Origin of the sequence: Nocardia sp. CC213A (assembly GCF_030766805.1) — a bacterium.
GTDB classification, from domain to species: Bacteria; Actinomycetota; Actinomycetes; order Mycobacteriales; family Mycobacteriaceae; genus Nocardia; species Nocardia otitidiscaviarum.
Map to the genome: position 1 here is coordinate 427,784 of NZ_JASFXA010000002.1, position 22,315 is coordinate 450,098.

Sequence of the window (22,315 nt, forward strand, 5' to 3'; positions counted from 1 at the left end):
TTTCCGACCGGGCGCACCCGCCACGGCCGGAAGCGCGGACACCGGCGCGAGCGCTACACGGTCACCCGCTCCCCGGTATCGACGCTATCACCCTCCCGAATACCGAAGCGGGCGTGCAGATGTCGCAGCGGCGCGGGCGCCCACCAGGTCCACCGGCCGCCCAACCGCATGGCCGCGGGCAGCAGGAAACCCCGGATGAGGGTGGCGTCCGCCAGCACCGCGAGCGGCAGCCCGATGCCGAACGCCTTCATGAAGGTGATGTCGGAGACCAGGAAGCCGAGGAACACCACGGAGATGAGCACCGCGGCAGCGGTGACGATGCGGCCGATGCGCTCCAAGCCGCTGGCCACGGCCGCGGTCGGATCGCCGGTGCGTTCGTACTCCTCGCGGATGCGGGCGAGCAGGAACACCTGGTAGTCCATGGCCAGGCCGAACGCCACCCCGAACAGCATGATCGGGACGGTGGCGGTCAGGGTGCCGGTGACGGTGAACCCGAGCAGTTCGGACAGATGGCCGTCCTGGAAGATCCAGACCAGTGAGCCGAAGGTCGCGGTGAGGCTCAGGCAGCTCAGCAGCACCGCCACCACCGGCAGGAAGACGCTGCCGGTGAGCAGGAACAGCAGCACCACCATGGCGGCGACCACCACCGTGAGCGCGAGCGGGAGCCGTTGCACGAGAGCGTCGGTCGCATCCAGGCTGACCGCCGCCACCCCGCCCACCAGCGCCTCGCCGGGCGCATCGACCGCGCGGATATCGGAGACCAGCGCCTCCAGCGTCCCGGCATCGTCGGTGTCGGGCACCACGGTGAGGAAGGCGTCGCCGTCCGCGCCGTACCGGGCGTGCGCGGCCGTCGGCGGAATCACCTGTGCGCCATCGGCATAGCCGCCGGTGATGGTGTCGATCCGCTGCACATGCGGCAGTTCCGAGAGGCGCGCGGCATACGCGCCCGGATCGGCGTCGAGCCGGGGCAGTACGACGGTCAGCGCGTTCTGCTCACTGGTGTCGAAATCGGCGCGCACGGTTTCGGCGACCTGCCGGGCGCTCGAGGATTCGGGCATGGACCGCTCGTCCGGGAAGCCCAGCCGCAATCCCAGGAACGGCGAACCGACCGCGAGCAGCAGTGCGATCACCGATACCGCGACCGTACCGGGCCGCCGCATGACGAAGACGGCCAGCCGATGCCAGCGACCCTCCCGCACGTCCCGGGACTCGCTGTCGGCATTGCGGATTCGCCACTTGTCCACCCGCCGCCCGAGTACCGCCAGCAGGGCGGGCAGCACGGTCAGCGAGCTGAGCGCCGCGATCAGGGCCACCGCGATACCGGCGATACCCACCGACCGCACCGCCTGCAACGGGAAGAACAGCAGCCCCGACAGCGCCACCGCCACGGTGACCGCGGAGAACGCGACCGTCCGTCCCGCCGACCGCATGGTCGTCGCCAAGGCCGGACTCGGCTCGTCCCCGGCCGCGAGCTCCTCGCGGAAACGACTCACGATCAGCAGGCTGTAATCGATGGCCAGGCCCAGTCCCAGCAGCGTCACCACGTTCATCGACAGCGCCGACAGGTCCATCACCCCGGCGAGCAGCCAGATCGCGCCCATGGTGAGCAGTACCGTGACCATGGCGACCAGTAGTGGCAACAGCGCGGCCACCACACTGCCGAAAACGAACAACAGGGCGACGAGCGTGATCGGGAAGGCGATGGATTCACCCGCGATGGCATCGCGCTCGCTCTGCTCGAACATCTCCCGCTGCAACATGGCGTAGCCGCCGACCCGTACCTCGAGTCCGTCGTGGGCACCGGCGTAGCGCGGGGCGATATCGGCGATCCGCTCGTCGATATGGTCCGGGTCGCCGAGGATGGTCGCGATCACCAGCGCACGGTCGCCGCCGGAGCCGCGCAATACCGGCGGCCTGCCCGCCGTCCAATAGGAGGTCACCCCGGTGACGTCGGGTTCCGCGCCGAGGCGCGCGGTGAGCGCCGTGGCGGCGGCGGTGGCGGCCGGATCGTCGACCGAACCCGGCGTCCGCACCAGCAACACCAGATTCGGTTCACCCTGGCCGAACTGCTCGCTCAGGATGTCGGCGGCGGCGCGGGATTCCGCTCCCGGATCATCGAATCCGCCGCCTTTCAAACGGTCGAACAGAGTCGCGGCCGCGATGCCCGCCAGTAGCACGGCGATCGTGGCCACGACCAGTACCGCCCGCCGATGGCGTGCGCACAGGCTCGTCGTTCTCTCCAGCACCTCTGTCTCCTCCCGTCGACCGCGGCAATGCCGTGGTGCGTATGAGAGACGGGTGGGAGCGGTGAATGTGACGGCGTGCGATGCGGTTCACATGCGGTCGCCATGTCACAGTTCGCGGTGCGCGGGCCCTCCTAAGCTCGACACCGTCAGAGGAGGAGACGTGACCGACGCTGCCGCGGACACCGCGACCGAGACCTTCGCCGAACATCGCGATCTGCTGTTCGCCCTGGTCTACAACCTGCTGGGCAGTATCGCCGATACCGAGGACGTGTTGCAGGAGACCTGGCTGTCCTGGATGCCGCGGCAGCGACGCGGCACGGGCGAGATCGCCAACCCGCGCGCGTACCTGGTGCGCATCGCGGTCAATGCCGCCCTGGCACGCCAGTCGGACATCGCTCGTCGCCGCGAAACCTATATCGGCCCATGGCTTCCCGAACCGCTGCTCACCGACGACGCCGATTCCGCCGATGCCGCGCTGCGCACCGAGGCGGTGTCCATGGCCATGCTGGTGGTGCTGCAGACCTTGACCCCGTTGGAGCGGGCGGTCTTCGTGCTGAACGAGGTCTTCGGGTACCGGCACGCCGAGATCGCCCCCATGATCGGCCGGGAGGCGGCCGCCGTGCGGCAGCTCGCGCACCGCGCCCGCTCGCACGTACAGGCGCGCCGACCCCGCTTCCGCGCCGACCCGGTGGTGCAGCGGCGGGTGACCGAGCGGTTCCTCGACGCGCAGCGGGGCAGTGATCTGTCGGCTCTGATGGACCTGCTCGCGCCCGACGTCATCTTCCATTCCGACGGCGGTGGACGTATCCGGACCGCACTGCGTCCCATCGAGGGTGCGGCCAAGGTCGCCCGCCTGCTCACCGGTCCCGGCGTCCGGAGCACCATGGTCGATCTCGACCTTCGGCTCGGCCACATCAACGGTGAGCCGGCCGTCGTCTGTTTCCGCCGGGGCGAGCCCTACGGCGTCGGCGTGCTCGACATCGATCCCGAGACCGAGCGCATCCGATGCGTCTACACCATCGGCAATCCCGACAAACTCATCGGCATGGCGCGCTGAGCCCGCATCGGGTCAGTTTCCCGGTCGTGGCACGTCCCCGCGCCAGGCCCCGGTCTCGTGCCCCTGCTCCTCGATGAACTGCTTGAAACGCTTCAGATCGCCCTTCACCCGCAGGTCGAGGACGCCGAGCTTGTCGCCGACGTTCTCCACGAATCCCTCCGGATCGATATCCATCTGAGTGATCACCCGGGTGGTGGTGTCGTCGATGCGGTGGAAGGTCACCACACCCGCGTGCTCCGGCCCGCTGTCGGAGTGCCAGGCCACCCGCTCCTCCGGATGCTGTTCGGTGATGGTGGCGTCGAATTCACGTTCCACCGGACCGAACTTCACCTTCCAGTGCGTATGGGTGTCGTCGAGCTGATCGATGCGCTCCACCCCCTCCATGAAGCGGGGGAACGATTCGAACTGCGTCCACTGGTTGTAGGCCGTCCGGATCGGCACATTGACCTCGGTCGAAGCGGTGACGGTACTCATAGCAACCTCCTTCTCCCGGCGCCCGCCCGGCGTGACGGGACCGGATCTTCGTCTGCCGATACCTTCGACACAGTGGTCGGGCTACCCGGCGGGTGCACCGATAAACGGTCCGGCGCACCGCTCACCACGGCGGCGCGGGACTCAGAGCACGAACTCGGCTACTTAAGTAGCCGCCGCGGGAATACCGATGCGCCGCGCACCGCGATGACCGAAGACTTCAGTGTCCCTTCGGCTCGGATACACAGGTAGGTGCGTGATGGCAAGCGTGGCGCTCTGGATGCAGATGTCCCTCGACGGCTTCGCCGAGGGCGCGGGCCGCGAAGTGCACTGGCCGGTGGTGGACGAGGAACTGTGCGCACCGTTCTTGGACGAGTTCCGCGCCGCCGACGCCTTTCTCTACGGCCGCGAAACCTTCGAGATCATGGCCGCGTTGTGGCCGACGGCCGATTCCGACCACGCGTTCTCGCCGTTCTATGCCGACTTCGCCCGGGTCTGGAAGGACAAGCCGAAGATCGTGCTGTCCCGTACATTGCGTGCACCCGGGTGGAACACCCGGGTGATCGGTCGCCGGGCGGTCGACGAAATCGCCGCGCTGCGGTCCGGTCCCGGGGGCACCGTGATCCTGTTCGGCGGCGTCGAGACGGCATCGACCTGTATCGCCAACGATCTGATCGACGAGTATCGGCTGTTCGTACACCCGATTCTGCTCGGTCGCGGCATACCGCTGTTTCCGTCGTCGGTCGACACCTCGCGGCTCCGGTTGACGGACGTGACCACTTTCGACAGTGCCGTCGTGATGATGCGCTACCGTCCCGAACGTCGCGAGGCCTGCGGATTCGCCGAGGTGTTCAACGACTCGTGAGTCCGGGCCGCTCCGCCGGTGCTGTCGCGCCGAGGTGGGATGCCGCAGCGCTGAACTCCACGACGGGGACCTCGACCTCGCCCCACGGTGTGTGAACGGTTCCGGGCCGGACCAGCAGCTGCGGGACCTGGATGTGCTGGGGGTCGCACCAGGTGGGCCGCGGTTGTGGCGCCGACGGAAAGTCGGTGCAGCCGAGGCTGTTTCCGCCCGGATCGTGATCGTCATCGTCGTCGTGATCCCCGCCGTCGTCGATCGGCCCGCCGGGGAAGCCGGGATGGGGAAGCCAGGGGAACCACGGCCCGCCGGGGAAGGCCGGGTCCCACGGGAACAGTGGTCCCCCCGGAATTCCGTGCTGCGGTGGTTGGTCGGCACGCGGGGGCGCCGCGGGCTCCGATGGTTCCGCGGGGTGGGGCGGTTCCGTGGGCTGCGATGGTCCGCCGGGTTGTACCGGGACGGCGGGCTGTGCCGGGATGTCGGGCCGCACCGGGAAGTTCGGCAGGTCGAGTCCGTCCCCGTCGCCGTGACCGGGGCCGCCGTGACCGGGGCCGCCGGTGCCGTGACCGATACCGCCATCCGAGTCGTGGTCATCCCGCTGCCACGCGGGTCCATCGCCACGGCCGCCGTCGAACCCCGGGGCGTCGGGGATTCCGCCTCCGATGCCGGGGCTGTCCACCCCCGGTCCGCCGAATCCGTGGTCATCGTCGGTGCCGCCGTCGAAACCCGGCCCGTTCCCGTCCCAGCCGCCCATACCGGGTGTGCTGCCGCCCGGTGAATCTCCAGGGGTACGTGAGGGGTCCGACCAGTTGTCGGTATCGAACCCACCGCCGTCGAACCCACCGCCGTCGAACCCGCCGCCGGTGTCGCTGTCACCCGCGGAGCCGTCGGCACCCGGGGCGGCCGTCGCCGTCGCGGCGGTGAATACGCCGCCGGCGAACCCGGCCGTGACACCGGCGGGGATCAGGCTCAATGAGGCCGCGATCGCCGTGGTGGCCAGCAGTGTCGGTGTGCGGCCACGCTGTCTCGCAGTGCGCATACCAGTCTCCGTTCATCGGATGCCTTCCGTGCCATCGCACCGAAGGGGTCGGAACTCCTCAATGCCTTCAATGTACCGCTGTCTAGCGGCACATTGAATGGTGTGTTCTCAGAGCTGGAAGGTCGCATCTCGGGGCTGTTGGTCACTCTTCGGATTGCCTAGAAAGGGCTACATCCGGCGGATTTCACCTGGTGAAAGGCCATCGGTGGGCCGATGACGATCTTCCCGGTGCTGGGAAGAGTGAGTTCCCTCCTAGGTGTGACACTGGTTAACGCGCCACTGAATAGCGGCAAGAAGCTACCGGATCGATCGGCCACTACCCAGCCCGCCGATTCGACCGAACGGTATGAACGGAGCAAATTCGATGTCCAGCACCACGATGCCGACCACCCGGGCCCGCCGACTGCTGGCCGGTGCCACCCTCGCCTGCGCACTGACCGGCGCGGCCTTCATCACGGGCACCGGGGCCGCGAGTGCCGCGCCCGACAAGGACTTCGGCGATTCGACCGGATGGGATCACATCGACCCGCGCGGGTTCCACCACTCGTTCGACGACCCCCGGTCGCGGGCCGAGCGGGATCGGGCGCGGCGTGACCACCTCCCGACCTCCTTCGGCGAGCAGGCCGAGGCGTCGAACAGCTCCGGCGGCACCACCACCACCTGGACTCAGGTCGGCCGCGACAACGGCTCCGGTTGGGTAGTGTGCCGGCCGCTGGCCCGGGTTTGCTGATGCGCCTCGATCGTCGGCTCGGTCGGCACCTACTCAGTTGTCCCAGGAGGCGACGCCGACCGGCCCGACGCCGACGCACACCGTGAGCCCCGGGGTGAGCGCGCCGATCCGGAGCGCGCGGCCGCTGCCGACCGTACGCACATAGACGGTGTTCAGCCCGCGCCGGATCGGAACGGTCACCCAGTCGCCGTATTCCAGGGCGACCGTGATGCTGCCGTCCCCGCTCGCGAGGTAGTTGAGTTGGGCCGTCCATTCGTGATCGAGCAGGGGGCCGTCGAGCGGGAGAACGGTGGGCGCGGTGCCCTGGACGCGGTATCCGCAGTCGCGGTCGGGTCCTGGAGTGATGCTGCGGTTCCACCAGACCTCGGCGTCGACGATCGCGCCGGTGTCGGTGATCATCCGCAGCCGGGGCGTGGAGGTGGCGAAGGCGTCCGCCGGTGCGACGGCGGACAGCACCCGGCTGATCAGATTCTGCGGATAGACCGTCGGGTTCAGCACCTGCCACGGCACTTCTTGTTCCAGCAGTGGTTCCTGCCGCCAACCATGCAGTGCCGCCTCGGTATTCGCGATGTAGGTGCGCGCCGGGTTGGGCTGCCAGCAGCGCACGAAGGCGCAGGTGGACCACAGGCAGCTCAGGATGAACACCATTGTCACCGCGATGGTGACGCGGGGGCGCGCACGGGTGCTGCGGCGGGCGTGCGCCGACAGGATCAGGGCGAGCGCCGCGGCCAGCACCACCGTCGAGTCGGCGAAATAGCGCAGTGACCGGAGCAGTTCCGCCGCAGCGGTATTCGGCCCGCCGCGCGCCAGCACCACCGGCAGCTGTGCGAGCAGGATGTAGGTGGCAACCACCAGCCAGACCGCGAGCACGCGCCGGCGGGCGCGGATGGTCACCGCCACCACGGCGGCCAGCGCGAACCACGCCGCCGCCACCGCCCAGTCCGGCGGATCCGCCCACGGTGTCGCCGGGGGCCAGCGCTCCCAGTGCCACGGGCCGCCGAACAGTGCGGGCGTGACGTCCAATGCCGCTGTCCCGGAGAGGAATTCCCGGGTCTCGGTACTGCCGCCCGAGGCGCGGGGCAGCCCGACCACCGCGAGATAGGCCAGTGACCAGCAGGTGAGTACCACGCCGGACCCGATCCACAGCGCCGCACCCCGCCGCGCCACCGTGCGCACCGGCGCTGCCCGCCCGTCGAGATACCGGATCAGCACCGCGAAGGCGAAGGCCGCGAACGGCACGATCGCCGCCTTCTCGAAGAACAGCAGCGCCACCGCCGAGACCGCGACCCCCGACATCGCGTACCGTCGCCGCCGAGTCCGCGTCAACAGCACCGCATCGGCGATCACCCAGGCCAGCGCGCCCTGCAACGGCAGCGCGTTGAGCGCCGCCGACCACCATGCGAAGGCGGGAATCGTCAACGGGCAGAACGCATAGAACACCAGCGGCACCAGCACCGCCCACCGCGCGCCCAGCAGTACCAGCAGCATGCGCAGTACGGCCACCGATGCGACGAGTTGCAGCAGCACCATGGAGGCCGCTGCCGCGGTCCACCCCAACGGGGCCACCGCCGTCACCACCCACGCGGTGACGAAGGCCAAGGGCATGAAATGCCCGTCGTGGTCGTGCAGCAGCAGCTCCGCCGACCACACCGGATACTCGGCCGCCCGGCTCACCAGAATGAAATCGTCCCAGTAGAAGAACCCGGACCCGGCGACCCACCCTCGAATCACCAGCTGTAACACCAGCACACCCACCGCCGCGACCACGATCGGCCGCACCCGCGACCGGTGCACCGATTCCGCGCGCACATCGGCCCGCGGCGGTTCGATCATGACGGTGTCCATGCCGCCCCACCGTAACGCGCGGACGCTCGGAGGGCGTGGAGCCCGTGCTGGTGGGCTGTGGGGCGCGCATCCGGTCAGCGCGGTCCGGCGAACGGCGAGAACCGCACGTCGGTGCGGTGGGCAGCGCCGAACCAGCCGGTAGCATCCGGCGCATGCTGAATACCGCGTTGTCGCCGCTCGGGGAGCCGCTGGATTCGCGGCGTTTGCAGCAGTTTCTGTGTGTGGCGGAGGTCGCCAGCTTCAGTCGGGCCGCCGAGCGTCTGCATGTGAGTCAGCAGGCACTCAGCAGTTCGGTCGCCAAGTTGGAAGGGCAGTTGGGGGTGTCGCTGTTCGATCGGTCGGGTCGGCAGGTGCGGCTGACGGCGGCGGGGGAGGCACTGCGGGCGGGCGCGTCGGTGTTGTTGGCGGCGGGCCAGGTCTTGGCGCGGCAGGTGCGGGATGCGGCGGCGGCGCAGCAGCGGCCGTTCGTGGTGGCGCATACGCCGGCCATCACCGGCGAGGAGGTGCACGAGGTGCTGGAGCCGGTGCGCGCGGGGATGCCGGAATTGTCCGTGACGGCCATCCAGATGTTTCCGAAGGAGCTCGAAGCGGCGGTGCTGGACGGCCGGGTCGATCTGGCGCTGCGGCGGGGCACGACCGTGCCCGCCACCCTGGCCTCGGCGGTGATCGCGTATCACCCGCTGCGGATCGCCGTCGCGAGCGGACATCCGCTGGCCGGGCGGCGTACCGTCACCCTCGGTGAGCTGCGCACGGAACGAATCGTCGTGTGGGCTCCACCGGGTGCGTCGTTCTACACCGACTTCATTCTGAGCACCTGCCGCCGTGCGGGTTTCGAGCCTGCGCTGGTGGTCGATCGGATTCAGGGCACGACGCCGGCGACGGCCGTGCTCGACTATCCGGATGCGGTCGCCTTCGTCACCGCGCCGCCCGGTTCGGCACTCGGCGATCGGGTGTGGGTTGTCGAGATCGAGCATCCGCCGCTGGCTCCCGTGCAGGCCGTGTGGCTCCCGCATACTCGTTCGGCCATTCGCGATCTACTGACCACGGGCGATAACCCGCATACGCGTGGCTAACAAGCAGTATTTGTAGGTTCACCCAAATATTCTGTTTCTCATTTGTCAGTCCGACTCATAGCGTCGGTACCGGAAGATCTCCGAACTCCGAACGAAGGACTGACCTATGAGCAACACGTTGGCAGGCAGGTCGGCGGTCGTCGCCGCGGGTGCGAAGAACCTCGGCGGGCTGATCAGCAACTCCCTGGCGGAACGCGGCGCGAACGTGCTGGTGCACTACAACAGCGCGAGCACCGAGGCCGAGGCCGACAAGACCGTCGCCGCCATCGAGGCACTCGGCCGCAAGGCGGTGAAATTCCAGGCCGATCTCACCGTTCCGGCGAATGTGCGGCAGCTGTTCGACGCGGCCGTCGATGCCTTCGGCACCGTGGATATCGCCGTCAACACCGTCGGCAAGGTGCTGCGCAAGCCGATCGTGGAAACCACCGAGGCCGAATACGATTCGATGTTCGACATCAATGCCAAGGCCGCCTACTTCTTCCTCCAGGAAGCCGGTAAGCGTCTGGCGGACGGCGGCCGGATCGTCACCGTCGTGACCTCGTTGCTGGCCGCCTTCACCGACGGCTACTCCACCTACGCCGGTGCCAAATCCCCCGTGGAGCACTTCACCCGCGCCGCGGCGAAAGAGTTCGCCGCCCGCGGCATCTCGGTCAACAATGTCGCCCCGGGGCCGATGGACACCCCCTTCTTCTATCCGCAGGAGACTCCGGAGCGGGTGGAGTTCCACAAGTCCCAGGCGATGGGCGGCCGCCTCACCCGCATCGAGGACATCGCCCCCCTGGTGGAATTCCTGGTCACCGACGGCGGCTGGGTCACCGGCCAGACCATCTTCGCCAACGGCGGCTACACCACCCGCTGACCCGGGTGGAACAGCGCTGTGTATCCGTGGGCCTTTCGTGATCAAGGGAAGGGGAAGACAGTGCGGGAGCCGACGGTGTGCGGTTGCCAGCGCAGTGGGTCGGCGTTGCCCGAGCACACGAATTCGCCCCAGGCGCGGCGCATGGGCGCACCGAGTGCGTCGACCCGGTCGAAGGGGAGGCCGCCCAGCATGGGCGCGTCGCGCCAGGCGTCGGCGTCACCGAACAGCAGTGGCAGGTCGATGCAGTGGCAGGCGCCGAACGGCGCGTCCGGCGCCAGCGGTTCGACGCGGTAGCGGTGGACCGCCGCCGCGACCCGCCGCCCGACGGCGGGGACCCGGGAATCATGTGACGGGCACGCGTTTGCGGCCGGGGTGACACCGTCACCGCCACTCCGCCGGTCGAGCGGGGCGACGGGCCAGCGCCACAGGGCGCTCTCCGGCACCGGTTTCGAGAGGTCCGTCAGGCGCTGACCCGCACCGGCGGCGCGAAGGTGCGCAGCAGCGGTTCCACCACGCGGGCGGCGATCGGTCCGAGCACCGCCATGAGCAGGACGTAGGTGGTCGCCAGGGCCGCGAATTCCGCCGGTACCGCACCGGCCGCGACCGCGAGTCCGGCGATGACGATGGAGAACTCCCCGTGCGCCACCAGCGCCGCACCCGCTCGTGCGCGGCCGTTGCGGGAGGCTCCGGCGCGGCGGGCGGCCCACCAGCCGGTGAAGAGTTTGGCGGCGGTGGTCACCACGGCCAGCGCGACGGCCCAGCCGAGCACGGGCGGGATGCTGCTGGGATCGGTGCTCAGCCCGAACAGGACGAAGAACAGCGCGGCGAACAGATCGCGCAGCGGTTCCAGAAGTTTGGCGGCGTTGTGCGCCGTCGATCCCGAGATCGCGATGCCCAGCAGGAACGCGCCCACCGCGGCCGAGACCTGGAGCGCGGAGGCGACCCCGGCGACCAGCAGTGCCGCACCCAGCAGTTTGAGCAGGAAGATCTCGCGAATATCGCTGTCCACGATCATGGACACGTAGCGGCCGTAGCGCAGCGCCACCACGAGCACCACGGTGACCGCCGCCAGGGCGATGCCGACCGACTGCAGTCCGGCGAGGAAGCCGATTCCGGCCAGCACCGCGGTGAGCACCGGCAGATATCCGGCCATGACGAGGTCTTCGAACACCAGGATCGACAGAATGGTCGGCGTTTCCCGGTTGCCGAGTCGGCCGAGGTCGTTGAGCACCTTGGCGACGATGCCGGAGGAGGAGATGTAGGTGACGCCCGCCATGGCCACCGCCCCGGTCACGCCCCAGCCCAGCCACAGCGCCACCAGCACCCCCGGGGTCGCGTTCAACACCAGGTCGACCACGCCCGCCGCCCAGGATCTGCGCATACCCGTGACGAGTTCGCTTGCGCTGTATTCCAATCCGAGCAGCAACAGCAGCAGCACCACACCGATCTCGCTGGCCAGGTGAATGAACTCGTCGATGTGGTCGAGTTCGACCAGCCCGCCGGTGCCGAATACCAGCCCGCCGATCAGGTACAGCGGGATCGGCGACATGCCGATCCGCGCGGCCAGTCGTCCGAGCAGTCCCAATCCGAAAAAGACCGCGCCCAGTTGAATGAGTGCGAGCGCGGTTTCGTGTGCCACCATCTACTTTCAGCTATCCCGTCACAGTCATGGCGGCGGGTGGGGCATCAGCCGTTGTCGCGGAGTGTTCTCCGTCCAGACCTCCCGGCTCGCTCGATGGTAATGATTCCGTAAAGAAGTTGTTTTTGCAAACCGAACGCCCTGGTCGGCCACCGGCTTCCGGCCAATGCCGACCGGTAGCCATCCTTTCGCCGCGCGGCAACGAATAGCGATCACCGCACGAATCACCTTGCTCCATAACGCATCTTCACGAAGGAGGAATACCTATGATCCCGCGCTTCATCGACGACGTCACCTCGGCAATCAACAACCTCCTCGCCTGGCTGCTGATCCCGTAGCCGCGCCGCCGCCCGGGGCAGTCGCCGCCCCGGGCGGTTCTCCCACCACGCCGGATACGTCCCCGACGCCCGGTAGCGGACGCCCGGTAACGACGGGTCTCCGCCGCGAATCGAGTACTCGGGTACTCGGTACACCGTGATGTGCCGGGGATAGGTTCTACGGTGGGTCCGGGGTTGCAGGGCGAAAGGGAGTCATCATGCCTACCGCGAATTTCGGGACGAAGGACGAACCCGGTTTCGAGCTCGAGCAGAGTCCGGATCTGATCGTGGTGCGCGCACGGTACGGGCGCGGGGTGCCGTTGCAGGCGGGGTCGGTGCGCACGCCCGTCAGCGGGGTGCTCGAGGACGCGAGCCTCGTGCAGACCTACCCCGAGGCGGGGGTCGAGGTGTATCGCATTCCGCCCGGATCCCGGTCGGTCGAGGAACGCAAGACACGGCTGAACGCCGCTCCCGAGGTGCGTTTCGCCGGACACGTGCTGGTGGATCCGGTCGGCGACGAACCCGTGCTGTACACCGAGAACATCTTCGTGAAGTTCGTCGACGAGGCGGATCCACGCGACTGCGAGGCCGTGCTGCGCGAGGCCGGACTGTCGATCAAACAGCGGGTGGACTACGCCGAGAACGCCTACTTCGCCGCCGCGCCGGAAGGCACCGGACAGCGAACCTTCGATATCGCGAACACGCTGCTGCGCCGCGCCGATGTCATCTACTCCCATCCCGAACTCATTCGCCGCCGCGCCCGCAAGGCCGTCTTTCCCCCGCAGTGGCATCTGCGCACCACCGTCATCGGCGGGGTCACCGTGGACGCGCACGCGAATGTCGAAGCGGCCCATGCCATCACCCGCGGCTCCGGCGCGACGGTGGCCGTCGTCGACGACGGCGTGGACATCGACCATCCGGAATTCGCCGGTACCGGCAAGGTGGTCGCCCCGCGCGACGCCACCCTGCGCACCGACGATCCGCGACCGAAGGACCCGTTCGGCACCGGACCCGACTTCGGCGACAATCACGGCACCGCCTGCGCGGGCGTGGCCTGCGCCAATGGCGCGCTCGGTGCGTCCGGGGTGGCTCCCGACGCGGCCCTCATGCCGATTCGCCTGGCCTCGGGACTCGGTTCCCAGGCGGAGGCGCAGGCGTTCCAGTGGGCGGCCGATCACGGCGCGGACGTCATCTCGTGCAGCTGGGGTCCGGCCGACGGCCTGTGGTTCCGGCCGGACGACCCGGCCCACCAGCGGGTGGTGCCCATGCCCGCCAGCACCCGGCTCGCCATCGACTACGCGATCACCAAGGGCCGCGGCGGCAAGGGCTGCGTCATCTGCTTCGCCGCGGGCAACGGCAACGAGTCCGTCGACAACGACGGCTATGCCAGCCACCCGTCCGTGATCGCCGTCGCGGCCTGCAACGACACCGGAAAGCGCAGCGTTTACAGCGATTTCGGCAAGGCCGTGTGGTGTGCCTTCCCCAGCAACGATTTCGGCCACGCCCCCTTCGGTCATCCCGACCCTCTCACCCCGGGCATCTGGACCGTCGATCGTCGCGGCGCGGACGGCTATAACCCGGGCGATCCCGAATGGGGCGATGCCGCAGGACATTTCACCAACAGCTTCGGCGGCACCTCGAGCTCCTGCCCGGGTGCGGCCGGCGTCGCGGCACTGGTGCTGTCGGTGCGTCCGGAGCTGACCTGGCGGCAGGTCAAGGATCTGCTCCAGGGCTCCTGCGATCGCATCGACAGCTCCGGCGGCGGATACGACGCGGCGGGCCACAGTGCCAGGTACGGCTTCGGCAGGCTCAACGCGCTGGCCGCGGTGCAGGCCGCGCAGGCGGCGGTGCCCGATCCGGTTCCGGTGGTCTGAACCGCGTTCACCCGGCCGGAGGACGGCCGCCGATGGCGGCGGTCACGGCCGCCGCGGCGGTGCGCAGCGGGGCGGCCAGCTCCGGCCAGGTGTGGCCGCATTCGATCGCCTCGTCCCGGCAGTGGTGGCGCAGCGTGAGCCCGAGGGCGGCGATGGGCCGCCCGCCGTGATCGAACACCGCGTGCGCGACGGTGGCGAAACCCGGCGTGATGTAGCCGTCCTCGACCGCCCAGCCGCGTGCGGCCTCCACGCGCAGCAGGTGGCGCAGCGCGCGCAGTTCGCGCGGGCCCCGGGAGGTACGCATGGGAAACGCGGCCGGGCCCGGAAAGAGAGCGCGCACATGTTTCGGCGTCAGGTGCGCGAGGATGGTGCGCCCGGTGGCGGTGAGATGGGCGGGCAGGCGCACCCCCACATCGGTGACCAGGGTCTGCGGGCGCGGCGGTCGCTGCTCGATGAGGTACAGCGACTCGTTGCCGTGCAGGACGCCGAGGTGCCCGGTGCAGCCGACCGCGTCGACCAGGCCGCGCAGCAGCGGAGCCGCCACCCGCTCGAGCGGATCGTGCCGCAGGTAGGCCGAACCGATCTCGAACGCGCCGATGCCGAGCCCGTATTTGCGCTCGGCCGCCAGATAGGCCACGTACCCGGCCGCCTGCAACTCGTTGAGCAGCTGATACGTGGACGAGCGGGGGATGTCGAGCTCGCGGGCGATCACCGCGGCGGGTACCGGATGCGGCCGCTGCGCGAGCAGTCCGAGGATGCGCAGACCGCGCCGCAGCGCCGGAATATCACCGCTCATCCGCCATCACCTCACCCGTCCGCCGTCCATTCTGTCTGAAATACCAGACAAAACCCGGCCCGGGGTGCTCGATCGCGACGGCCCGAGGCGCTGGAATGGTGCCCATGACGATCGGAATCCAGCGGGTGCTGGTGAGCGCGAACCCTGTGACGCGGTCGGAGGTGGTGGCGGTCGCGCGACACGGCGCGCGCGTGGAGCTCACCGAACCGGATCTGGCGCACCTGGCGAAGGTGCGCGGCCATATCGACGAGCTGGCGCACGGGGAGCGGCCGGTATACGGCGTGTCCACCGGCTTCGGCGCGCTGGCCCTGCGGCATATCCCGCCGGACCGGCGCACCGACCTGCAACGCTCGCTCATCCGCTCCCATGCCGCGGGCGCGGGCACCCCGGTGGAGGCGGAGGTGGTGCGGGCCATGATGCTGCTGCGCCTGCGCACCCTCATGTCCGGGCACACCGGCGTGCGGCCGGAGACCGCGCGGGCGTTGGCGGCGCTGCTGGACAGCGGCCTGATTCCGGTGGTGCCGGAGTACGGTTCGCTGGGCTGCTCCGGTGATCTGGCCCCGCTCGCGGCCGTGGCGCTGGCGCTCATGGGTGAGGGCTCGGTGCACGGTCCGGACGGCCCGCGCCCCATGGCCGAGGCCGCCGCCGCGGCCGGGCTCACCCCGCTCGTGCTGGCGGAGAAAGAGGGGCTGGCGCTGACCAACGGGACCGACGGCATGCTCGGCATGCTGGTGCTGGCCATCGACGATCTGCACCGACTGTTCGATGTGGCCGATCTGACCGCCGCCATGAGCGTGGAGGCGCAGTTGGGCACCGATCGGGTGTTCGCCGCCGATCTCCAGGCCCTGCGCCCGCATCCCGGGCAGGCCGTCTCCGCGGCGAATATGCGTGCGGCGCTCGCCGATTCGGCGATCGTCGCCAGCCACCGCGGCGACGACTGCCCGCGCGTGCAGGACGCCTACTCGCTGCGCTGCGCCCCGCAGGTGCACGGCGCGGCGCGCGACACCCTGGCGTACGCGGAGACCGTGGCCGAGCGGGAACTGCGCGCGGCCGTCGACAATCCGGTGGTGCTCGACGACGGCCGGGTGGAGTCCAACGGCAACTTCCACGGCGCACCGGTCGCGTATGTGCTGGACTTCCTGGCCATCGCCATCGCGGATGTGGCATCCATCGCCGAGCGTCGCACCGACCGCATGCTCGATGTGCATCGCTCGCACGGCCTGCCGCCGTTCCTGGCCGACGACCCGGGCGTCGACTCCGGCTACATGATCGCCCAGTACACCCAGGCCGGGGTGGTGTCGGAGCTCAAGCGCTGCGCGGCCCCCGCCTCGGTGGATTCCATTCCGTCCAGTGCCATGCAGGAGGACCATGTGTCCATGGGCTGGGCGGCCGCACGCAAGCTGCGCCGCGCCGTGGACGGGCTGACCACCGTGCTGGCCATCGAATTGCTCACCGCCGCACGCGCGCTCGACCTGCGCGCGCCGCTGCGGCCCGCGCCCGTGACCGGCGCGGTACGGGATCTGGTGCGCACCCACGTACCTGGGCCGGGTCCGGATCGCCATCTCGCTCCGGATATCGCCGCGGCGGTGGAGCTGATCCGAGCCGGTGCGGTCGATCGCATTCTCGACGAGGGGACTTCGAACTCATGAGCAGGACCATTCGCGCCGCCCGCGGCGGCGACCTCACCGCGCGCACCTGGCAGGCCGAGGCGGCGCTGCGCATGCTGCACAACAACCTCGATCCCGAGGTCGCCGAACGCCCACAGGATCTCGTCGTCTACGGCGGCACCGGCAAGGCGGCCCGGGACTGGGCCAGTTTCGACGCCATCGGCCGCTGTCTGACCGATCTGGGCGCGGACGAGACGCTGCTGGTGCAGTCGGGCAAGCCGGTCGGTGTGCTGCGCACCCATGAATGGGCACCCCGGGTGCTCATCGCGAACTCCAATCTCGTGCCGGACTGGGCGACGTGGCCGGAGTTCCGGCGGCTCGAGTCCCTGGGGCTCACCATGTACGGCCAGATGACTGCCGGATCCTGGATCTACATCGGCACCCAGGGCATCCTGCAGGGCACCTACGAGACCTTCGCGGCCGTGGCGGCCAAGCGGTTCGGCGGCAGCCTGGCCGGAACCCTCACCGTCACAGCGGGCCTGGGCGGCATGGGCGGTGCGCAGCCGCTGGCCGTCACCATGAACGACGGTGTGGCGCTGTGTATCGAATGCGATCCGGCACACGCGCAGCGGCGGGTGGAGACGCGCTACCTCGACGAGATCGCGTCCGATCTCGACGATGCGCTGGACCGGGTGCTGGCCGCCACACGCGAGCGGCGGCCGCTGTCGGTCGCCGTCATCGGCAATGCCGCCGAGGTGCTGCCGGAACTGCTGCGCCGCGAGATCGAGGTGGACGTGGTCACCGACCAGACCTCGGCGCACGACCCGCTCACCTATCTGCCGATCGGGGTGGCGCTCGAGGACTGGGACGACTACGCGGCGCGCAAGCCCGACGAATTCACCCGCCGCGCCCGCGAATCCATGGCCGCCCACGTCGGCGCGATGGTGGGCTTCCTGGATCGCGGGGCCGAGGTGTTCGACTACGGCAACTCGATTCGGGGCGAGGCGCAGCTCGCCGGTTACGAGCGCGCATTCGACTTCCCGGGCTTCGTACCCGCCTATATCCGCCCGTTGTTCTGCGAGGGCAAGGGACCGTTCCGCTGGGTGGCCCTGTCCGGCGATCCGGCCGATATCGCCGCCACCGACCGCGCCATCCTGGAATTGTTCCCGCACAACGAATCCCTGGCCCGCTGGATTCGCCTGGCGGGGGAGCGGGTGGAGTTCCAGGGGCTGCCCGCTCGTATCTGCTGGCTCGGTTACGGCGAACGGCACCTGGCCGGGCTGCGTTTCAACGAAATGGTGGCCAGCGGCGAGGTGTCCGCGCCCATCGTGATCGGCCGCGACCACCTGGACTGCGGTTCGGTGGCCTCGCCGTACCGCGAGACCGAGGCCATGGCCGACGGCTCCGACGCCATCGCCGACTGGCCGCTGCTCAATGCCCTGGTCAACACCGCCTCCGGCGCGAGCTGGGTGTCCATTCACCACGGCGGCGGCGTGGGCATGGGCCGGTCCATCCATGCCGGGCAGGTCACCGTCGCGGACGGCACCGAACTCGCGGCGCAGAAGATCGAGCGGGTGCTGAGCAACGACCCCGGGATGGGCGTGCTGCGTCACGTGGACGCCGGTTACCCGGAGGCCGACGAGGTGGCGCGCGCCCGCGATGTGCGAATCCCGTTGTGGGAGCGGTGATCCCGGTGAGCGTGCAGACGCCCGCGGCCAACGCCCTGCTGGCAGAGATCGAACGGATCGGCGCGGACGCCGTGCGCGGTGGCTATTCGCGGCATGTCTTCACCGCCGCCGACGGCGCACTGCGCGAGTGGTTCACCGCCGCCGCCCGGGCGCGCGGCCTGGCGGTGCACACCGATCGAAACGCCAACCTGTGGGCCTGGTTCGGCACACCCGGACCGGATGCCGTGGTCACCGGCAGCCACCTGGACTCGGTCCCGGGCGGCGGGGCCTACGACGGTCCGCTGGGCGTGGTGAGCGCGCTGGCCGCCGTCGATCTGCTGCGCGCACAGGGATTCACACCGCGGCGTCCGCTCGCCATCGTGGTGTTCGCCGAGGAAGAGGGCGGCCGCTTCGGGGTGCCGTGCCTGGGTTCTCGGCTGCTCACCGGCACCTTGGCCGCTCCGGAGGCGCTGGCCCTGCGCGATGCGGACGGCACCACCTTCGCCGAGGCCGCCCGCGCCGCCGGAGCGCGTCCGGAGCACTTCGGCCGCGACGACGAAACTCTCGGCCGCATCGGCACATTCGTGGAACTGCACGTGGAACAGGGGCGCGGCCTGGTGTACCTGGACGCGCCCCTGGCCGTGGGCAGCAATATCATTCCGCACGGGCGCTGGCGGTTCCGCTTCACCGGCCAGGGCAATCACGCCGGCACCACGCTCATGGCCGACCGCCGCGATCCTATGGTGGCCGCGGCCCAGCTGGTGCTGGCGGTGCGGCAGTGTGCCGCGGCCGTACCGGAGGCCCGGGCCACCGTGGGGCGGCTGACGCCGACCCCGGGCGGTACCAATGTGATCGCGTCCCAGGTCGACGTCTGGCTGGACGCGCGACTGCCCGAGCCGGGCAGTGTGCGCGATCTGGTCGCCGAGATCACCGACGCGGCCCGCGCGGCGGCCGAACTCGAGGGTTGCACGGTCGAGGTGCGCGAGCAGTCCTTCGAGGGCACCGCCGATTTCGATCCGGCCCTGCGGGATCGGCTCGGCGCGCTGCTCGGCGGCGCGCCGATGCTGCCGACCGGAGCCGGGCACGATGCCGCCGTGCTGGCCCCCTTCGTGCCCACGGCGATGCTCTACGTGCGCAACCCCACCGGTATCAGCCATGCGCCGGAGGAGTTCGCCGAACCCGCCGATATCGATTACGGGACAGTGGAACTGGCTCGCGTGCTACGGGACCTCGCCGCATGACCACGTACTGGTGCGAGCGGGCGTGGCTGCCCGACGGCGTCGCGGACGGCGTGCGCGTCGAGGTGGCCGACGGCGTCATCACCGCGGTGTCCACCGGCGCGCCGCGCGCCGGGACGGTGCTGTCCGGCCTGGTGGTGCCCGGCTTCGCGAACACCCACTCACACGCCTTCCACCGTGCTCTGCGCGGGCGCACCCATGACGATCGCGGCAGCTTCTGGACGTGGCGCGACCGCATGTACGCGCTGGCCGAACGGCTGCAACCGGATTCCTACTACCGGCTGGCTCGTGCGGTGTACGCGGAGATGGTGTCGGCGGGCTACACCAGCGTCGCCGAATTCCACTACCTGCACCATCCCGGCGGCGGGCAGCGCTACGCCGATCCCAACGAGTTCTCCCACGCGCTGGTCGCCGCGGCCGCCGACGCCGGAATCCGGTTGACCCTGCTCGATGTGTGCTATCTGGCGGGCGGCTTCGAGCAGCCCACCGCCGGTGCGCAGCGGCGGTTCGACGACGGCGATGCCGACGCCTGGGCGCGACGCGTCGAATCCTTCCGTCCGGCGGCCGGTCTCGTCGTCACCGGAGCCGCGATTCATTCCGTGCGGGCCGTCCCGGTCGACCAGCTGCCCATCGTGGTGGCCGCGGCCGCGGACCGCCCGTTGCACGTGCATCTCTCCGAACAGCCGCGCGAGAACGCGGAATGCCGCCAACGCTACGGATGCACTCCCACGCAACTGCTGGCCTCGGCCGGTGCGTGGACGCCCCGCACGGTGGCCGTCCACGCCACCCATCTGGAACCCGCCGACATCACCGCGCTGGCCGGGAGCTGGGTATGCCTGTGTCCCAGTACGGAATCCGATCTGGGCGACGGTATCGGCCCCGCACGGCGGCTCGCGGACGCCGGGGTGCGGCTGTGCCTGGGCAGCGATTCGAACGCGGTGGTCGATCCGTGGTTCGAAACCCGGGCGCTGGAATGGCACGAACGCCTGGCCGCCGGTCGCCGAGGCCGCTTCGAGCCCGTGGAACTGCTGTCCGCCGCCACCGGGCACGCCGCCTCGGGCTGGTTCGGGCCGGGGGAGATCGCACCCGGGCGGGATGCCGACCTGGTGGTCGTCGATACCGGCTCGCCGCGTACGGCGGGTGCGGATGGCGCTGGGACCCTGTGCGCCGCAACCGCTTCCGATGTCACCGATGTGATGGTCGCGGGCCGGTGGGTGGTCCGTGGGCGAGTGCACCGCGACGTCACCGATATCGCGGCGGCACTCGCCGCCGAAATCGCCGCGCTGACGACCTAGTCGGCCTGTGACGTGTCGACCGTATCGGTGTCGTCGTAGCCGGGCTGGGCGACGGACTGGCCGATGCTGGCCAGAATGCCCAGCACCAGAATGACGATGAGCAGGATCTTGCCGCCCTGCGAAACCCACAGCGGTCGGGTGGGGGAGGCGACCGGCGGCTGCGCGGCGGCGAGCACCGGATCGGTGGGCTGCGTGCCGTCACCGAAGGGCCCCTTCAAATAGGTGGGGGTGAGCAGATAGGCGTAGGCGCTGGTGCGCAGCTGCGTGCGGATCACCGCGGCGGTGGCCTCGAACACCGGCTGCGGCATGCGGCCGGTGATGAGGACGATGAGCCAGATGAAGAAGGCGATGACCGTCCACCCGGTGGTCAGCCAGCTGGCGAAGATCAGGATCGGGATGGCCAGAATCAGGCGGAACAGCACCGTCAGCCGGTTCAGTTCGGTCGGCGCGTGGAACAGCACGCGGACCGGATAGTCGGTCGGATTCCGGGCGAAGGGCGGGTAGTCGTCCACCAGCAGCATGCCGTAGCCGTAGACCCGAGTGGTGTAGGAGAAGTAGCCACGCAGAAACTCCGTGCACCAGTCGGGCAGGCGGCCGAGCACGAGCGCACCGAACCAGCCGCAGATCACGACGACGATCGCGGCCAGCCCCAGCAGCCAGACGACAATGGCCTGCGGAATGATCAGCAGCAGGCGCAGCAACACGGTGAGGCGTGAATGCTGTTCCGGTGGAAAGATATCCAGATCGACAGTGGGTTCCTTGCCCGGAACTCCGGTTTCGGGGGCGGGATAGTTTTCGGGGCCAGTCATGACGGGACCTCCCGGGTCGACGTAGTCGGTGCGTTCTTCGATTCAGGCGAATGTAGCCCAGAATTCGCTAGCCGGGTGGTGCGAAACCCCCGGACGCCTCCGAGTGACGCTGACATGGTCTCATTCGAGAGCCGCCGGTGCTACCTCGATTTCGATGGGATCACAGGTGCGGCCGCGGTCCCGCCCGTGGGATTCGGGTGGGACCGCGGCCGCGCCAGGGCCGTCTGGTCAGCCGAGGCTGAACGGCTGGCCCCACAGGCGCAGCTCGGAACGGCCGAACTTGGTGGTCACCTCGACGCCGACGAAGGCGCGGGCCTGGGCGTATCCGGCGCAGCCGGACAGGCCGAGCGTGGAGTCCTTCCAGTTCACCGACGCCTGCTGCTCGGTGAACTTGAAGCCGCGCAGGTAGCTCTTCTCACCGTAGGCATCCGGACCCTCGAGGTCGAGCAGCCAGAAGGTGGACGCCTGGCCGGGGCCCAGCGTCAGGTTGCCGCCGGTGCTGACCCCGCCGCTGCCCTTGCCCTCCCAGGTGGTGGCGGCGTTCGCACCACCGGTGCCGTTGCCGCCGCTGATGTCGACCTGGCAGCCGACCACGTAGCCGGGGTAGATCTTCGAGTACTTGTGCTCGCCGTGGATCTCCACCTCGGCCCGGCCGGACGCCCACACATTGCGGTGCAGCGGAGTGGCACCCATGGACGGGTTGATATTGACCGACTCGTTCACCAGCCGGATGGTGACGGCGGTGCCGTCGGGCAGCGTCTGGGTGATCTCACCGCCGGGCAGCGGGATGAAGGTGTCGGCGTGCGCGGCACCCGGGGAGAACAGGCCCAGCGCGACGGTGGCGGTCGCCGCGACACCGGCCAGGCGGGCGGCGGCTTTCTTCAGGATGGTCAT

Annotated in this window: 19 protein-coding genes; 10 read left to right on the plus strand and 9 right to left on the minus strand. The window is 69.7% G+C overall.

All coding sequences use genetic code 11. From position 1 onward, the window contains the following. Nucleotides 1-53: 53 nt before the first annotated feature. Nucleotides 54-2,246, minus strand: coding sequence for an MMPL family transporter (locus QJS31_RS05115; protein ID WP_306356034.1), 2,193 nt, complete (start codon nucleotides 2,244-2,246; stop codon nucleotides 54-56). Nucleotides 2,247-2,406: 160 nt separating this feature from the next. On the opposite strand from QJS31_RS05115, the gene sigJ reads away from it, so the two are divergent. Next, complete coding sequence (sigJ, locus tag QJS31_RS05120) at nucleotides 2,407-3,303, plus strand: RNA polymerase sigma factor SigJ (protein ID WP_282777353.1); 897 nt, start codon at nucleotides 2,407-2,409, stop codon at nucleotides 3,301-3,303. A gap of 12 nt (nucleotides 3,304-3,315) precedes the next feature. Here sigJ and QJS31_RS05125 read toward each other — a convergent pair whose 3' ends face one another. Further along, nucleotides 3,316-3,777 carry an SRPBCC family protein gene (locus QJS31_RS05125; RefSeq protein WP_143979854.1) on the minus strand — a complete coding sequence of 154 codons (462 nt, stop codon included), beginning with the start codon at nucleotides 3,775-3,777 and terminating at the stop codon, nucleotides 3,316-3,318. A 220-nt stretch (nucleotides 3,778-3,997) separates the two neighbouring features. Here QJS31_RS05125 and QJS31_RS05130 point away from each other — a divergent pair, with 220 nt between their 5' ends. Next, nucleotides 3,998-4,639, plus strand: a complete 642-nt coding sequence (locus QJS31_RS05130; protein WP_306356035.1) for a dihydrofolate reductase family protein — start codon at nucleotides 3,998-4,000, stop codon at nucleotides 4,637-4,639. Here the strand turns inward: QJS31_RS05130 and QJS31_RS05135 are convergent. Continuing rightward, on the minus strand, nucleotides 4,626-5,672 hold the full coding sequence (locus QJS31_RS05135; RefSeq protein ID WP_306356036.1) for a hypothetical protein: 1,047 nt from the start codon (nucleotides 5,670-5,672) through the stop codon (nucleotides 4,626-4,628). The two genes, QJS31_RS05130 and QJS31_RS05135, sit on opposite strands and share 14 nt — an antisense overlap. 364 nt (nucleotides 5,673-6,036) lie before the next feature. On the opposite strand from QJS31_RS05135, the gene QJS31_RS05140 reads away from it, so the two are divergent. Beyond that, a complete protein-coding gene (locus tag QJS31_RS05140) occupies nucleotides 6,037-6,402 on the plus strand; it encodes a hypothetical protein (RefSeq protein WP_029931897.1) in 366 nt (121 codons plus the stop codon). Nucleotides 6,403-6,435: 33 nt separating this feature from the next. Here QJS31_RS05140 and QJS31_RS05145 read toward each other — a convergent pair whose 3' ends face one another. Continuing rightward, nucleotides 6,436-8,247: a hypothetical protein gene (locus QJS31_RS05145; RefSeq protein ID WP_306356037.1), complete on the minus strand. Its 1,812-nt coding sequence runs from the start codon at nucleotides 8,245-8,247 to the stop codon at nucleotides 6,436-6,438. 152 nt (nucleotides 8,248-8,399) lie between these two features. Between QJS31_RS05145 and QJS31_RS05150 the strand changes: the two genes are divergently transcribed. After that, complete coding sequence (locus QJS31_RS05150) at nucleotides 8,400-9,320, plus strand: LysR family transcriptional regulator (RefSeq protein ID WP_282777342.1); 921 nt, start codon at nucleotides 8,400-8,402, stop codon at nucleotides 9,318-9,320. Nucleotides 9,321-9,426: 106 nt separating this feature from the next. Further along, complete coding sequence (locus tag QJS31_RS05155) at nucleotides 9,427-10,179, plus strand: SDR family oxidoreductase (RefSeq protein ID WP_143979858.1); 753 nt, start codon at nucleotides 9,427-9,429, stop codon at nucleotides 10,177-10,179. 41 nt (nucleotides 10,180-10,220) lie between these two features. On the opposite strand, the gene QJS31_RS05160 is transcribed toward QJS31_RS05155, so the two are convergent. Further along, nucleotides 10,221-10,622 carry a hypothetical protein gene (locus QJS31_RS05160; protein WP_372341490.1) on the minus strand — a complete coding sequence of 134 codons (402 nt, stop codon included), beginning with the start codon at nucleotides 10,620-10,622 and terminating at the stop codon, nucleotides 10,221-10,223. Nucleotides 10,623-10,639: 17 nt separating this feature from the next. Then, complete coding sequence (locus QJS31_RS05165) at nucleotides 10,640-11,821, minus strand: cation:proton antiporter (protein ID WP_306356038.1); 1,182 nt, start codon at nucleotides 11,819-11,821, stop codon at nucleotides 10,640-10,642. A 532-nt stretch (nucleotides 11,822-12,353) separates the two neighbouring features. Here QJS31_RS05165 and QJS31_RS05170 point away from each other — a divergent pair. Next, nucleotides 12,354-14,009, plus strand: coding sequence for a S8 family serine peptidase (locus QJS31_RS05170; RefSeq protein ID WP_306356039.1), 1,656 nt, complete (start codon nucleotides 12,354-12,356; stop codon nucleotides 14,007-14,009). 7 nt (nucleotides 14,010-14,016) lie between these two features. On the opposite strand, the gene QJS31_RS05175 is transcribed toward QJS31_RS05170, so the two are convergent. Then, the gene (locus QJS31_RS05175; RefSeq protein ID WP_306356040.1) at nucleotides 14,017-14,805 is read right to left on the minus strand and encodes an IclR family transcriptional regulator; all 789 of its coding nucleotides are present in this window, start codon (nucleotides 14,803-14,805) and stop codon (nucleotides 14,017-14,019) included. Nucleotides 14,806-14,909: 104 nt separating this feature from the next. Here QJS31_RS05175 and hutH point away from each other — a divergent pair, with 104 nt between their 5' ends. Genes hutH through QJS31_RS05195 form a run of 4 tightly spaced genes read left to right on the plus strand, consistent with a single transcriptional unit; the run spans nucleotide 14,910 to nucleotide 20,612 of the window. Then, nucleotides 14,910-16,454, plus strand: coding sequence for a histidine ammonia-lyase (hutH, locus tag QJS31_RS05180; RefSeq protein WP_306356041.1), 1,545 nt, complete (start codon nucleotides 14,910-14,912; stop codon nucleotides 16,452-16,454). Next, the gene (gene hutU / locus QJS31_RS05185; RefSeq protein ID WP_282785251.1) at nucleotides 16,451-18,100 is read left to right on the plus strand and encodes a urocanate hydratase; all 1,650 of its coding nucleotides are present in this window, start codon (nucleotides 16,451-16,453) and stop codon (nucleotides 18,098-18,100) included. Before hutH ends, hutU begins: the two co-directional genes overlap by 4 nt. 5 nt (nucleotides 18,101-18,105) lie before the next feature. Further along, nucleotides 18,106-19,320 (plus strand): allantoate amidohydrolase, encoded by a 1,215-nt coding sequence (locus QJS31_RS05190; RefSeq protein WP_282785252.1) that lies wholly within the window; start codon nucleotides 18,106-18,108, stop codon nucleotides 19,318-19,320. Next, nucleotides 19,317-20,612, plus strand: coding sequence for a formimidoylglutamate deiminase (locus QJS31_RS05195; RefSeq protein ID WP_306356042.1), 1,296 nt, complete (start codon nucleotides 19,317-19,319; stop codon nucleotides 20,610-20,612). The genes QJS31_RS05190 and QJS31_RS05195 overlap by 4 nt, the downstream gene beginning before the upstream one ends. Here QJS31_RS05195 and QJS31_RS05200 read toward each other — a convergent pair. Both QJS31_RS05200 and QJS31_RS05205 read right to left on the minus strand, forming a co-directional pair. Beyond that, on the minus strand, nucleotides 20,609-21,421 hold the full coding sequence (locus QJS31_RS05200; RefSeq protein ID WP_306356043.1) for a DUF4389 domain-containing protein: 813 nt from the start codon (nucleotides 21,419-21,421) through the stop codon (nucleotides 20,609-20,611). The genes QJS31_RS05195 and QJS31_RS05200 overlap by 4 nt on opposite strands. A 228-nt stretch (nucleotides 21,422-21,649) precedes the next feature. After that, nucleotides 21,650-22,315, minus strand: coding sequence for an MspA family porin (locus QJS31_RS05205; protein ID WP_029931914.1), 666 nt, complete (start codon nucleotides 22,313-22,315; stop codon nucleotides 21,650-21,652).